This is a genomic window from Actinoplanes sp. L3-i22, assembly GCF_019704555.1.
GTDB lineage: Bacteria > Actinomycetota > Actinomycetes > Mycobacteriales > Micromonosporaceae > Actinoplanes.
Window position 1 is genome coordinate 3,189,617 of the sequence record NZ_AP024745.1, and the last position, 13,289, is coordinate 3,202,905.

At 72.2% G+C, this 13,289-nt stretch carries 11 protein-coding genes; 6 read left to right on the top strand and 5 right to left on the bottom strand.

Annotated elements, in window-relative coordinates; all coding sequences use genetic code 11:
• Positions 1–4: 4 nt before the first annotated feature.
• Positions 5–1,054, top strand: a complete 1,050-nt coding sequence (locus L3i22_RS14105; protein ID WP_221327415.1) for an amidohydrolase family protein — start codon at positions 5–7, stop codon at positions 1,052–1,054.
• Positions 1,051–1,827: an iron-sulfur cluster assembly protein gene (locus L3i22_RS14110; RefSeq protein WP_221327416.1), complete on the top strand. Its 777-nt coding sequence runs from the start codon at positions 1,051–1,053 to the stop codon at positions 1,825–1,827. Before L3i22_RS14105 ends, L3i22_RS14110 begins: the two co-directional genes overlap by 4 nt.
• 101 nt (positions 1,828–1,928) lie before the next feature.
• Here L3i22_RS14110 and L3i22_RS14115 read toward each other — a convergent pair whose 3' ends face one another.
• Entirely contained in the window at positions 1,929–2,723 is a 795-nt protein-coding gene (locus tag L3i22_RS14115) for an IclR family transcriptional regulator (protein WP_221327417.1), read from the bottom strand.
• A 71-nt stretch (positions 2,724–2,794) separates the two neighbouring features.
• Here L3i22_RS14115 and L3i22_RS14120 point away from each other — a divergent pair, with 71 nt between their 5' ends.
• A complete protein-coding gene (locus tag L3i22_RS14120) occupies positions 2,795–3,121 on the top strand; it encodes a putative quinol monooxygenase (protein ID WP_221327418.1) in 327 nt (108 codons plus the stop codon).
• Positions 3,122–3,214: 93 nt separating this feature from the next.
• On the opposite strand, the gene L3i22_RS14125 is transcribed toward L3i22_RS14120, so the two are convergent.
• Positions 3,215–4,282 (bottom strand): cellulose binding domain-containing protein, encoded by a 1,068-nt coding sequence (locus L3i22_RS14125; protein WP_221327419.1) that lies wholly within the window; start codon positions 4,280–4,282, stop codon positions 3,215–3,217.
• Positions 4,283–4,379: 97 nt separating this feature from the next.
• Between L3i22_RS14125 and L3i22_RS14130 the strand changes: the two genes are divergently transcribed.
• On the top strand, positions 4,380–5,240 hold the full coding sequence (locus L3i22_RS14130; RefSeq protein WP_221327420.1) for an NAD(P)-dependent oxidoreductase: 861 nt from the start codon (positions 4,380–4,382) through the stop codon (positions 5,238–5,240).
• Positions 5,241–5,266: 26 nt separating this feature from the next.
• Here L3i22_RS14130 and L3i22_RS14135 read toward each other — a convergent pair whose 3' ends face one another.
• The 3 genes from L3i22_RS14135 to L3i22_RS14145 are packed head-to-tail and all read right to left on the bottom strand — an operon-like array spanning position 5,267 to position 9,284.
• Complete coding sequence (locus tag L3i22_RS14135) at positions 5,267–6,640, bottom strand: (Fe-S)-binding protein (protein ID WP_221327421.1); 1,374 nt, start codon at positions 6,638–6,640, stop codon at positions 5,267–5,269.
• On the bottom strand, positions 6,640–7,824 hold the full coding sequence (locus L3i22_RS14140; protein ID WP_221327422.1) for an FAD-binding oxidoreductase: 1,185 nt from the start codon (positions 7,822–7,824) through the stop codon (positions 6,640–6,642). Before L3i22_RS14140 ends, L3i22_RS14135 begins: the two co-directional genes overlap by 1 nt.
• Entirely contained in the window at positions 7,824–9,284 is a 1,461-nt protein-coding gene (locus L3i22_RS14145; protein WP_221327423.1) for an FAD-linked oxidase C-terminal domain-containing protein, read from the bottom strand. The genes L3i22_RS14140 and L3i22_RS14145 overlap by 1 nt, the downstream gene beginning before the upstream one ends.
• A 218-nt stretch (positions 9,285–9,502) precedes the next feature.
• On the opposite strand from L3i22_RS14145, the gene L3i22_RS14150 reads away from it, so the two are divergent.
• Entirely contained in the window at positions 9,503–10,186 is a 684-nt protein-coding gene (locus L3i22_RS14150) for a hypothetical protein (RefSeq protein WP_221327424.1), read from the top strand.
• Between the two features lie 275 nt (positions 10,187–10,461).
• Positions 10,462–13,140 (top strand): pyruvate, phosphate dikinase, encoded by a 2,679-nt coding sequence (gene ppdK / locus L3i22_RS14155; protein ID WP_221327425.1) that lies wholly within the window; start codon positions 10,462–10,464, stop codon positions 13,138–13,140.
• Positions 13,141–13,289 lie beyond the last annotated feature (149 nt).

The following is a 13,289-nucleotide window of genomic DNA, read 5'->3' on the forward strand; positions in this document are numbered from 1 at the left end:
ACCCATGTACAGCAAGGACGGGCAGAGCTACTACATCGTCGACGGCCACACGCACTTCTGGGACGGCAGCCCGGCGAACCAGATCAACCGGTACGGCGAAGGCTTCATCAAGTGCTTCTACGACTACCACGCGAACCTGTCGCCCGACGAGTACAAGTGGACCCTCGAGGAGTTCGAGCGCTACCCCGAAGAACGCATGATCCACGACCTGTTCGAGGCCGGGCACGACGACATCGCGATCCTCCAGTCCACCTACCTCACCGACTGGTACGTCAACGGCTTCAACACCACCGAGCAGAACGGCGAGATGGCCGAACGCCACCCCGGCCGGTTCATCGTCAACGGCCGCTTCGACCCGCGCGACGGCGAAGCCGGCCTCGGCGTCCTCGAACGACTCCACGAACGCTGGCAGCTGCGCGGCGTCAAGCTCTACACCGCCGAATGGAAAGGCGACTCCAAAGGCTGGAAGCTCTCCGACCCGTGGGCGTACCGGTACCTGCAGAAGTGCCAGGACCTGGGGATCCGCAACATCCACGTGCACAAGGGCCCGACGGTCTACCCGATGAACCGGGACGCGTTCGACGTGGCCGACGTCGACGACGCGGCCACCGCCTTCCCGGCGCTGAACTTCATCGTCGAACACGTGGGACTGCCGCGCCTCGACGACTTCTGCTGGATCGCCACCCAGGAACCCAATGTGTACGCCGGGCTCGCCGTCGCCATGCCGTTTATCCACAGCCGGCCTAGATACTTCGCCCAGATCATCGGAGAACTGCTGTACTGGCTCGACGAGAACCGGATCGTGTTCGGCAGCGACTACGCGATCTGGCAGCCGAAGTGGCTGATCGAGAAATTCGTGGACTTCCAGATACCGGAGGACATGCAGGGGGAGTACGGGGTACTCACCACCGACATCAAGAAGAAGGTCCTGGGGCTGAACGCGGCGCGGCTCTACGACCTGAAGATTCCGGGCGAGTTCGAGGTCCCGGAAGGACCCGGCGGGTCCGGCCCGGGGATCGGGTCGGGGCCGACGGTGGCGACGGCACCGCGATGACATCACCGGTCATCGCGGGGGCGGCGCATGGCATCACGGCGGCGGAGGCGGGGGCGGGGCCCGACGCTGCGGTAAGTGGGGCGGGGCCCGACAGGGCCACACCTGACCGCGAAACCGCCTGGGCGGCGCTGAGCCGCGTCTTCGACCCGGAACTCGACAAACCCATCACCGAGCTGGGCTTCGTCTCCGACTTGCGGTTCGCCGACGATTATTCGGTACGGGTCGAGCTGCGCCTCCCCACCTACTTCTGCGCCCCGAATTTCGCCTGGCTGATGGTCGCCGACGCCCGTGACGTCCTCGTCGCCCTGCCCGGCGTCGGCCGGGTCGACGTGGTGCTGCTCGACCACTTCGCCGCCGAGGAGATCAATGCCGGGGTGGCCGCCGCAGGCAGTTTCGCGTCCGGCTTCGACACCGACGGCGGCGACCCGGAGCTGGCCGAGCTGCGAGCTACGTTTGAACGGAAGGCGCACGTCGCAACCCAGGAACGTCTTGCCCGGGCCCTCGGCCCGCATCTGCATTCCCGGCTCACGGTCGGCGAGGCGGCCCGGATCGCGCCGGCCGCGACCGCCGCGGTGCTGCGCCGACGGGAGCGTCTCGGCCTGGTCAGCGGCTTTGCGATCTGCGACGACCGGGGCGCGCCGGTGTCCGAGGACCGGCTGCCGGGCTGGTTGCGATTCGCCCGGACGGTCCGGGTCAGCGTCGACGGCAACGCCACGCTCTGCCGCGGTCTGCTGGAGACACGCTACGGCCCGGATACCACGCCCGTCTCATGACCTGAGCGGGCGCTCGAGCTGGCGCGGCGTCTTTGCCGAGACGCCGCGCCACAGTCGTAGCGCCGTGGTCGGATTTCGGTGGCGTGGTGAGCGTTGAGATGTCAGGGCGGGCCCGGGCGGAGGGTGGACTGGAGGGCCACCGCCCGGCTGGCGCGGACGGCGCCCAGGCGGACCACGCGTTCGACGGTCCAGCGGTCGGCCCGCATGCGGGACGTGGGCAGGGAGACCGCGACTGCGCCGATGAACCGCCCGGTGGCGTCGTTGACCGGGGCGGCCAGGCAGCTCAGGTCGGGCTGGAACTCGTTGACCTCGACGGCCAGGCCGGTGCCGCGGACCTGGCGCAGCTGGCGCAACAGGACGGCGCGGTCGGTGACCGTGGCCGGGGTGACCGCCGGGGTGCCGGTCCGGTCGAGGAGTTCGTCGCGGTCGGCCGGGGTCAGGGTCGCGAGCATCAGCTTGCCGAAGGCGGTGGCGTGCGGGGCTTCGTGGAAGCCCACGTCCAGGACGCGGATCCGGGGGTGGACCGGGCACTCGTCGACGTGGGCGACGATCATCTCGGCGTTGCGCAGGGCGGCGTAGTAGGCGGCGGCGTGGGCTTGGCGGTGGACGACCGCGGCGACCCGGCGGACCTCGGGCGGGGCGGCGATCTGCCGGTGCAGGGCGCGGGCCAGGTCGTCGACGCGATGGCCGAGGGCGTACGCCTTCTGGTCGCTCAGATGGACCAGGTAGCCGGCCTGGACCAGGGTCGCGAGCAGGTGGTATGTGGTCGGGAGGGTGAGGCCGAGCGCGACCGCGGCATCCCGGGCCGGGACCGGGCCGCCCGCCGCGGCGACGTGATCGAGGACCCGCATCGCCCGCTCGACGGATTGCAGCAGCCCGGCTCCTTTGCCTCGCATGTCCTCAGCCTGCGTCCGGGGCGATGATGAGGGAACCCGGTCGACCGATGGTGCGAAAGGAAGCCCCAGCGATGATCTTCATTACCGCGAAGTTCCTGATCAAGCCGGAGTACGCCGACGACTGGCCGCGGATCGCCGCGCCGTTCACCGAGGCGACCCGGGCCGAGCCGGGCTGCCTGTGGTTCGCATGGTCCCGCAGCCTCGATGATCCGCACGAGTACGTGCTGGTCGAGGCATTCCGGGACGATGCGGCCGGCGCCGGGCACGTCGGTTCGGCGCACTTCAAGCAGGCCCAGCAGGACCTGCCGCGCCACCTGGCGGCCACCCCGAAGATCGTCAGCCAGTCGGTGGACCAGGAGGACTGGTCCGAACTGGGCGAGATGCGGGTCGACCGCTGATCGGGCGCGGCTCCGCCCGTACCGAAGCATGGTGTTGATCTGTGTAGGTGCGGGGGGAAGGGCGGGCCCGGCGCGGAGGCCGGGCCCGGTCCGTCAGGGGAGGGCGGCGGCCAGGGGCGGGTACCACTTGGCGGCGATCTTGACGTTGCCGGCGTCGTTGGGGTGGACGCCGTCGTAGGTGTCGGTGGCGGTGTCGAAGCCGGTCCACTGGTCGACGACGGTGATCGGCGACGCGGTGGTGGTCAGGCTCGCGGCCCAGGCCGGGATGGCCGCGTTCAGGGCGACGACGCGCTGCGCGCACTCGGTGCAGGTGGACGGGTTCATCGGGATGATCTGCGCGACCAGGATCTTCATCGCCGGGTTGCTGGCGCGCATCTGGCCGACGAGCGTGGTGAAGGCGGCGAGGATCTGGGTGGTGGGCAGGTTGCTCCACACGTCGTTGGTGCCGAAGTGCATCAGGACGACGTCCGGATCGGTGGCGGCGAGCCAGCCGACCAGCAGGTTCTGGGTGGCGACGTTGGTGGCCAGGTAGCCGCCGTGCCCCTCGTTCTCGCCGTCGTAGTCGAAGCCGCAGCCCTGTCCGGGCAGGGTTCCGACGAAGTCGACCTTGTCGGCGGGAAGTTTCTGCCAGAGCAGGGCGCGCCAGCAGCCGGGGGAGCCGGTGATCGAGTCACCCAGCGCCATGATCTTGGTCTTCTGGGTGGCGGGCGGGCTCGACGACGACGCCGACGGCGTGGGTGACGACGGGTTGGTGGTGCTTCCGTTGCAGGTCACGCCGTTCAGGGCGAAGCTCGTGGGCGCCGGGTTGGAGCCGGTCCAGGAGCCGTTGAAGCCGACCGACGCGGTGCCGCCGGTGGCGACGGAACCGTTCCAGGCGGCGTTGCGCACGGTCACCGTGCTGCCGGACTGGGTGACCGAGCCGTTCCAGAGCTGGGTGATGGTCTGCCCGGCCGGGAACGTGAACACCAGCGACCACGACGTGACCGGGTCGCCCAGGTTCGTGACGTCGACCGTGGCGCCGAAGCCGCCCGGCCACTGGCTGGCGACGGTGTACTTCACCGAGCAGCCGGCGGCCGCGTTCGCCCTGGTGGCGATCGCGAGCAGGGAGCCGGCGAGGAGTGCGCAGACACTGGCGAGGACGGCCAGTTGTCGTCGTTGCATGGGGATTTACCTCCTTGGGGACGGAGTGGGAGCGCTCCCATCAACGTACGTCAATGACTCGGCGTTGAGAATCGGCGGGCTGGGTCAGAATCGGGGGATGACGACCGTGGGAATCGTGAGTGCCGGATTCATGGGCGCCGGGCTCGGCCGGGCCCTCCGCGCCGGGGGCGCCCGGGTGGTGACCTCGGTGGCCGGCCGGTCCGGGCGGACCCGGCGGCTCGCCGCCGAGGCCGGCCTCGAGACGCTGCCGAGCCTGGCCGAGGTGGTCGCCGCCGCCGACGTGATCCTCTCGGTCACCCCGCCCGGCCAGGCATCGGCCGCGGCCCGGGCCATCGCCGAGGCCGCCCGGGTCACCGGCGCCGGCCCGATCGTCGCGGACCTCAACGCCGTCTCGCCGGAGACCATGGCCGCGATCGCGACGGCCCTCGACGGCCTCCCCGTCGTGGACGGCTCGATCTCCGGGCCGCCGCCGACCACCGAGCCCGGCGCCCACCTCTACCTGTCCGGACCGCGGGCCGCCGCCGTCGCCGCCCTGCCCTGGGACGATCAGGTCGTGCCGGTCGTGCTCGGCCCGGAGATCGGCACCGCCAGCGCGCTGAAGATGTGCACGGCCAGTGTCTACAAGGGTTTGAACGCCCTGCTCACCCAGGCCCTGCGCACCGCCGGCCGGCACGGTGTGCTGGAGCCGGTGCTGGCCGACCTGGCCCGCACCGGCCTGCCCGGCACGGCCGGCATCGCCCGCTCCGCCACGAAGGCCGCGCGCTACGTCGACGAGATGCGCGAGATCGCCGCCACTCAGGGCGGCGCCGGCCTCACCCCGGCCCTGTTCCAGGCCTTCGCCGAGGTGTACGCCGAGATCGCCACCACCCCGCTCGCCCAGGGCGCCCCGGAATCCACCGCCGACCTGCCGCCTGCCGAGATCATCACTCGACTCACTCCCGTTGATGTCATGGAGTGAGCCTCGACCCTGCCCCAGGGGCAGAGTCAACCCCGGCGATCGGTGAGAACGTCCGCGCCCAGATTCCGGAGGGAGGCGTCCAGCACCTGGGCGGTGTGCGCCAGCGCGATCTCCCCGCCCCGGCGCCGGACCGCCGCCGCGACCTGCATCAGGCAGCCCGGATTCGCCGTGACCAGCAGCGCCGCCCCGGTGTCCAGGACCGCGGCGGCCTTGCGGTCGCCCAGCTCGGCGGCCGGTTCCGGGTTCAGCACGTTCCACACCCCGGCCGAACCGCAGCAGATCTCCGCCTCGGCGATCTCCCGCACCTCCAGGCCCGGGATCCCGCGCAGCAGCGCCCGCGGCTGCGCCCGGACGCCCTGGGCGTGCCCGAGATGACAGGCGTCGTGATAGGCCACCGTGATCGGCAGCGGATGCCGCTCGGCGACCGGGCCGAGCTCGACGAGAAGCTCCGCCAGGTCACGGACCTTCGCCGCGAACGCGGCGGCCCGCGCGGCATACGCCGGATCGTCGGCGAGCAGCTCCCCGTACTCCTTCAGCGAGGACCCGCAGCCGGCCGCGTTGACCACGAACCAGTCCATCCCGGTCCGCTCGAAGGTGTCGATCAGCCGCCGCGCGAAGCCCTCCGCCTCGGCCCGGCGACCGTTGTGCACGCTCAGCGCCCCGCAGCAGCCCTGACCGGACGGGATCAGCACCTCACACCCCTCGGCGGCGAGGATCCGGACCGTCGCGGAGTTGACCTCCGGGAAGAACGCGGACTGCACGCACCCGGTCAGCATCCCGACCACGGCCCGCCGGGCGCCCCGGGCGGCGACCCGCCGCGGCGGCCGGGGCACCCCGCGCAGCCGTGGCGCTAGCGAGTCCAGCGTGGCCAGGGTGGGCGCGAGCCGATCGAGCAGACCGGTGCGCGCGACGAGCCGCTGCAGACCCGATCTCTGGTACGCCCACAACGGCCCCCGCAACAAGCGGAGCCGCCGGGGGTACGGGAACACCGCGAAGATGGCCGCCCGCAACGCCCGGTCCCGGGCCCCGCGCGGATGCCGCCGCTCGACCTGCGCGCGGGTGTCCTCGATCAGCCGGTCGTACCGCACCCCGGACGGGCACGCGGTCACGCACGCCATGCAGCCCAGGCAGTTGTCGAAGTGGCCGACCATCGACTCGCTGAGCGGCTCACCCTCCAGACCCTGGGCGATCAGATGGATCCGGCCGCGCGGCGAGTCCATCTCCTCGCCCCACAGCACGTAGGTCGGGCAGGTGGTCAGGCAGAACCCGCAGTGCACGCAGTCCGACACGAGATCCGCCCGCGGCGGGTGCTGGTCGTCGAACGCGCCGTTCTCCGCGGCCCGCAGCGCGTCCGGGCGCGGGGCCGGCCCGGTGCCCCGGGTGGCGTCGACGTCGGCCATCAGATGCCTCCCACGAAACGGCCCGGAGCGAACCGGCGCTCCGGATCGAACTGCTCCTTGACCCGCCGCATCAGCGCCAGCCCGGGCACCGGCCCCCACATGTCGAGGGTCTCCCGCACCCCGGCCGGCGCGGTCAGCACCACCGCGTGCCCGCCGGCCCGGGTGGCCGCGGCCCGCAGCAGCTCGACCGCGCGCCCGGCCTCGACCGTGCCGTCGGCTGCCGGGGCGCCCGGCGGGGCGGCGGGAAAGCCCGCGTAGAGCACCCCGGACCCGGCCGAGCCCCGCACCGTCGCCCCGGTCCCGACCGCGGTCGCCACCAGCGCCGGGACCTGTGACAACGCGCCGGTCAGCTTGATGCCGACGCCGCCGGTGGGCCAGGGCGGCACGTCCCACCACGGCGGGGCGCCGGACGACACCTCGCCGCCCAGCAGCTCGGCGATCGCGGCGGCCCGCTCGGCGACCCCGGCCGGGGTGCCCTCGAGCAGCACGGCGAGCTCGGGCTCGGCGCCGGGCGCCGCGTTCACCTCGCAGGCGCTGGCCGCGAACCGGCCGGCCAGGACCTTGGCGGCGTGCAGGGGCGGGGCCACCGCACGTACGAAAACGGAAGCGGCCGGCACCGGATGCAACCGGAAGACGCACTCGGTGATCAGCCCGAGGGTGCCGAAGGCGCCGGTGTAGAGCTTGCCCAGGTCGTAGCCGGCGACGTTCTTGACCACCTTGCCGCCGGCCCTGGTGATCGTCGCGTCCGGACGGATCACGGTGATCCCGATCAGCAGGTCGCGGGCCGTGCCGTAGCGCAGCCGCCGCGGACCGGACGCGTTCGCGGCGACCGTGCCGCCGGCCGTCGCCGCGGCCGGCGCGTCCAGCGCGAGCTGCTGCCCGGGCAGGCCGTGCAGCTCGGCCATCGGCGTGCCGGCCCGGACCACGGTGATCAGGTCCCCGGCGGCGTGCTCGACGACCCCGGTCAGCCACCGCGTGTCGATGATCAGATCCAGCTCGCGCGGCGGCGGCCCCCAGTCCAGCTTGGTCCCGCCGCCGCGGATCACGACGGCCAGGCCGCGCGCGGCCCGGATCAGGGCGGCCGCCTCCGCGGTGTCGCGCGGCGCGGCCACCAGCCGGGCCGGCACCCCGCAGACCACGTCCGCCGCCCCGGCCGGCCGGGTCAGCTCGTCGAGCACCCCCATCAGAAGATCTCCGCCACGTCGGTGGCGTGCAACGGATGCGCGCCCCGGTGGCGGCCGGGGCGCTCGCCGCAGAGGCGTGGCGTGGGGAAGACCTTGCCCGGGTTGGCGATCCCGTCCGGGTCGAACGCGCAGCGCACCAGCTGCATCGTGTCCAGGTCGTCGGCGCTGAACATCCGCGGCATGTACTTCGCCTTGTCGATCCCGACGCCGTGCTCCCCGGTGATCGACCCGCCGTGCTCGATGCACAGGTCGAGGATCGCCGCGGACACCGTCTCGGCCCGGGTGGCCTGGCCCGGCACCGCGTCGTCGAAGAGCACCAGCGGATGCAGGTTCCCGTCGCCGGCGTGGAACACGTTCGCCACCCGGACGCCGTGCTCGGCCGCGACCTCGCCGATGCGGCGCAGCACGACCGGCAGCGCGGTCCGCGGGATCACGCCGTCCTGCACGATGTAGTCGGGGCTGATCCGGCCGACCGCGGCGAACGCCGACTTGCGCCCGCGCCAGATCAGCGCCCGCTCCTCGTCGTCGGCGGCGACCCGGGTCTCGAACGCGCCGTGCTCCGCGCAGAGCGCGCTGACCTCGTCGAACTGTGCCGCCACCTCGGCGGCCGGGCCGTCCAGCTCGACGATCAGCACCGCGCCGGCGCCGGCCGGGTACCCGCACTTCACGGCGGCCTCGGCGGCCTCGATGGCCAGCGCGTCCATCATCTCGATCGCGGCCGGCACCACCCCGGCCGCGATGATCGCCGAGGTGGCGGCGCCGGCCTGGTCGGTCGAGGCGAACCCGGCCAGCAGCGTGCGCACGGTCTCGGGCAGCCGGGTCAGCTTGACGGTCACCTCGGTGGCGACCCCGAGCGTGCCCTCCGAGCCGACGAACGCGCCGAGCAGGTCGTAGCCCGGCGCGTCGGGCGCGGCACCGCCCAGCCGGACCCGCTCGCCGTCCGGCGTGACCACCTCGAGGCCGGTCACGTGGTTGGTGGTGAAGCCGTATTTCAGGCAGTGGGCACCGCCCGAGTTCTCCGCGACGTTGCCGCCGATCGAGCAGATCTGCTGGCTGGACGGGTCCGGCGCGTAGTAGTAGCCGTACGGCGTGGCGGCCTTGGTGACCTGCAGGTTGATCACGCCGGGCTGCACCACGGCCCGCTCGTCGTCGGGCCGCACGTCGAGGATCTCGCGCAGCTGTGACGTCACGATCAGCACGCCGTCGGCGTGCGGGAGGGCGCCGCCGGACAGCCCGGTGCCGGAGCCGCGGGCGACGAACGGGGTGCCGGTCTCCGCGCAGGCCCGGACCACCGCGGCGACGTGCGCGGCGGTGGCCGGCAGGGTGACCAGGGCGGGGATGACCTTGTAGTGGGCGAGGCCGTCGCACTCGTAGGTCCGCAGCTGCTGCCGGTCGGTCAGGACCCGATCCGGGCCGAGATCAGCCCGCAGACGAGCCGCCAATGCATCGATGCCGGTCATCACAGGCCTCCTCGCTGACGCCTGCCATCACGCTAGCGGTGATCGTCGCCGAACGCGACGGCCGACCGCGGACCGGTGGACGGCCGGTCCGGTCCGCCGACCGGCCGACCGTCCCCGGAGCCCGGTTTTCCACAGCCCTGGGTGGGCACGGCATCACGCGGAGTCGATGCTGTGGACAACCTTTTCGCGTGGCGGCCGAAGTCTGCCAAGATGGCCCGATGTTCGTGCCCGCCAGACCTCTCCGGGTCGCCGTCGCCGCCGCTTTCGCCCTGCTCGCGGTGGCCGGCTGCACCGACGACAAGCAGGACGCCGGCCGGATCGACGTGACCACCATGCGGGGCGCCTTCCTGCAGGCCGCCGACATCGGCCCGACCTGGACCACGCCCGAGGCCAGTGCCGATCCGCAGCAGATGGTCAGCTTCTGCGGCGGCGCCGCGCCCGCCCCGGCCCTGCCGCCCGGCGCCGACACGGTGTCCTCGTCCTTCGCCGACGAGGGCGAGACCGGCGCCCAGACACTGGAGCAGCTCGCCCTGGTCTATCCGGACGACAAGGCCGCGTCGGCCGGGCAGGCCCTGCTGCGCGCGGTGGCCGACGGCTGTGCCCCGACGGTCAGCGTCCCGGCGACGGTCACCTCGGACAAGTCCGAGCCGGCGTACACCGAGACGGTCGAGGTGCGCGAGCTCAGCGAGGGCGGCTGGACCGGGTTCGTGCTGGTCCGCCACAAGAAGTACGAGGCCACCCACCCGGGCGCCGCGGACACCGCGGTGGCGATCGTGAGTACCCGCAACGTGGTCCTTGTGGACACCTACGCGATCTACCAACTGGACAAGTCGGAGCCCGCCGCGGGCTTCGAGACCGACTGGAAGAAGCTGGTCGGCTCGGTCGTGCAGCGGGTGGGATAGACAGCCGGTCGGGCTTGGTCTAATGTTCGCGGTGCGCCGTTGCGAGTTCTTCCCCCGTGGAATTCGCAGCGGCGTCTTTATTGTGTGCACCCGGTGTCGACGCCCGGTGATGCGCACAGTTGCGCGAAGAGAGCGCGATCTGAACACGCGTGCCCGATCCGGTGTGGAAAAAGCCACCGGACTGTTAACTATTCACCACACCCGTGCTTAGCCTTACGAATCCCGGGGCACTGAACTAGTTCAGCCGCGGATTATTAGGCGGAGGTGGGTGCGGCATGAAGTTCGTCTACGACTTCCACGAAGGCAACAAGGACCTCAAAGACCTGCTGGGTGGCAAGGGCGCCAATCTCGCGGAGATGACGAACCTCGGCCTCCCCGTTCCTCCCGGTTTCACCATCACCACCGAGGCGTGCCAGGAGTTCCTGCGCAACGGCACGCACGTCGACGGGCTGCCCGGCGAGATCGACGCGCATCTCGCCACGCTGGAGCAGGCGATCGGCCGCCGGCTCGGCGACCCGGACGACCCGCTGCTGGTCTCGGTGCGGTCCGGCGCGAAGTTCTCGATGCCGGGGATGATGGAGACCGTTCTCAACGTCGGGCTCAACGACGCGTCGGTGGCCGGGCTGTCCCGGCAGGCCGGCGGCAACGACCGGTTCGCCTGGGACTCGTACCGCCGGCTGATCCAGATGTTCGGCAAGACCGTGTGCGACGTGCCCGGCGCCGAGTTCGAGGACGCGCTGCACGAGGCGAAGACGGTCAAGGGCGTCAAGGACGACGTCCAGCTGGACGCCGACGACCTGCGGGCGCTGGTCGCGGCGTACAAGAAGGTGTTCGTGAAGCACACCGGGCACGACTTCCCGCAGGACCCGCGCGAGCAGCTGGACCTCGCCGTCGAGGCGGTCTTCCGGTCCTGGAACGCGGACCGCGCGGTGCTCTACCGCCGGCAGGAGCGCATCCCGGCCGACCTGGGCACCGCGGTCAACGTGGTCGCGATGGTCTTCGGCAACCTGGGCAACGACTCCGGCACCGGCGTCGCGTTCACCCGCGACCCGGCCAGCGGTGAGCAGGGTATCTACGGCGACTACCTGGCCAACGCGCAGGGCGAGGACGTGGTCGCCGGCATCCGTAACACGCTCGCTCTGGCCGAGCTGGAGAAGCTGGACAAGCGCAGCTACGACGAGCTGCTGCGGATCATGGCGACGCTCGAGGGGCACTACCGCGACCTGTGCGACATCGAGTTCACCATCGAGCGCGGCAAGCTGTGGATGTTGCAGACCCGGGTCGGCAAGCGGACCGCGGCCGCCGCGTTCACGATCGCCGCGCAACTGGTCGACGAGGGCGTGATCGACCTGGACGAGGCGCTGATCCGGGTCACCGGCGCCCAGCTGGGCCAGCTGATGTTCCCGCGCTTCGACCTCGCCGGATCGCCGGAATCGGTCACCCGCGGCATCGGGGCGTCCCCGGGCGCGGCCGCCGGCGAGGTGGTCTTCACCTCCGAGCACGCGGTCGCGGCCGCCGCCGAGGGGAAGTCGGTGATCCTGGTCCGCCGCGAGACCAACCCGGACGACCTGCCCGGCATGATCGCCGCCCAGGGCATCCTGACCAGTCGTGGCGGCAAGACGTCGCACGCCGCCGTGGTGGCCCGCGGGATGGGAAAGACCTGCGTCTGCGGTGCCGACGAGGTGTCGGTGACCGCGTCCGCGTTCACCGTCGGCGGGACGACGGTCAACGAGGGCGACGTCATCTCCATCGACGGCACCACCGGCCGGGTCTACCTGGGCGAGGTGCCGGTCCGGCCCAGCGAGGTGGTGCAGTACTTCGAGGGCGACCTGGATCCGGCACGCGCCAACGATCCGCTGGTCGCGGCGGTGCACCGGATCCTCACGCACGCCGACGGGAAGCGGCGCCTCCGGGTCCGGACCAACGCCGACACCGGCGCCGACGCGGCCCGCGCGCGGCGCTTCGGCGCCCAGGGCATCGGGCTGTGCCGGACCGAGCACATGTTCCTCGGCGACCGCCGTGAGCTGGTCGAACGCCTGATCCTGGCGCGCACCGACACGGACCGCGCCGACGCCCTGGCCGCCCTGCAGCCGCTGCAGCGCGCGGACTTCCTGGACATCCTGCGCGAGATGAACGGGCTGCCGGTCACCATCCGGCTGATCGACCCGCCGCTGCACGAGTTCCTGCCGTCCCTGGAGGAGCTCGCGGTCAAGGTCGCGGTCGCCCACGAGCAGGGCCAGCAGGTCGAGCAGGACGTGAAGATGCTGGCCGCGGTGCGCCGGATGCACGAGCAGAACCCGATGCTCGGCCTGCGCGGGGTCCGTCTCGGCCTGGTCATTCCCGGACTCTTCGCGATGCAGGTGCGGGCCATCGCGGAAGCCGCGGTCGCGCTCGCCGCCGAGGGCGGCAACCCACGGCCGGAGATCATGGTGCCGCTGGTCGGGGCCGTCCAGGAGCTGGAGACGGTCCGCGCCGAGGCCGAGAAGATCATCGCCGAGGTGGCCGGGGACTCCGGCGTCACGGTGGTGATCGGCACCATGATCGAGGTGCCGCGGGCCGCGCTGACCGCCGGCCAGATCGCCGAGGCCGCCGAGTTCTTCTCCTTCGGCACCAACGACCTCACCCAGATGGGCTGGGGTTTCTCCCGCGACGACGTGGAGGGCGCGTTCTTCTGGCGCTACCTCGAACTCGGCATCTTCGGCATCAGCCCGTTCGAGTCGATCGACACCGAGGGCGTCGGCCGGCTCGTCCGGATCGCCGCCGAGGAGGGCCGCGCCGCCCGCCCCGGCCTCAAGCTGGGCGTCTGCGGCGAACACGGCGGCGACCCGGACTCGGTGCACTTCTTCCACGAGGTCGGCCTGGACTACGTGTCCTGCTCGCCGTTCCGGGTCCCGATCGCCCGGCTGGAGGCGGGCCGGGCCGCGGTCGAGTCGGAAGGCTCCGACCACCGCTGACGAGCCGGCGGCGACGCCGACCCGGTGACGCTGTTCCGCAGCCGTCCCGCAGCCGTCGCCGTCGCGGCCCGCCACCACGACGCGGCCCGCCACCACGACGCGGCCCCGCCACCACAACGAGGTGGCGGCGGGTGCCCGCCCGAGGGATC

What these genes read in the sequence shown, in the direction of transcription:
- L3i22_RS14125 (WP_221327419.1), bottom strand. Translation starts at nt 4,282, where the DNA reads ATGCAACGACGACAACTGGCCGTCCTCGCCAGTGTCTGCGCACTCCTC.
- L3i22_RS14145 (WP_221327423.1), bottom strand. Translation starts at nt 9,284, where the DNA reads ATGACCGGCATCGATGCATTGGCGGCTCGTCTGCGGGCTGATCTCGGC.
- L3i22_RS14110 (WP_221327416.1), top strand. Translation starts at nt 1,051, where the DNA reads ATGACATCACCGGTCATCGCGGGGGCGGCGCATGGCATCACGGCGGCG.
- L3i22_RS14120 (WP_221327418.1), top strand. Translation starts at nt 2,795, where the DNA reads ATGATCTTCATTACCGCGAAGTTCCTGATCAAGCCGGAGTACGCCGAC.
- L3i22_RS14105 (WP_221327415.1), top strand. Translation starts at nt 5, where the DNA reads ATGTACAGCAAGGACGGGCAGAGCTACTACATCGTCGACGGCCACACG.
- ppdK (WP_221327425.1), top strand. Translation starts at nt 10,462, where the DNA reads ATGAAGTTCGTCTACGACTTCCACGAAGGCAACAAGGACCTCAAAGAC.
- L3i22_RS14135 (WP_221327421.1), bottom strand. Translation starts at nt 6,640, where the DNA reads ATGGCCGACGTCGACGCCACCCGGGGCACCGGGCCGGCCCCGCGCCCG.
- L3i22_RS14150 (WP_221327424.1), top strand. Translation starts at nt 9,503, where the DNA reads ATGTTCGTGCCCGCCAGACCTCTCCGGGTCGCCGTCGCCGCCGCTTTC.
- L3i22_RS14140 (WP_221327422.1), bottom strand. Translation starts at nt 7,824, where the DNA reads ATGGGGGTGCTCGACGAGCTGACCCGGCCGGCCGGGGCGGCGGACGTG.
- L3i22_RS14130 (WP_221327420.1), top strand. Translation starts at nt 4,380, where the DNA reads ATGACGACCGTGGGAATCGTGAGTGCCGGATTCATGGGCGCCGGGCTC.
- L3i22_RS14115 (WP_221327417.1), bottom strand. Translation starts at nt 2,723, where the DNA reads ATGCGAGGCAAAGGAGCCGGGCTGCTGCAATCCGTCGAGCGGGCGATG.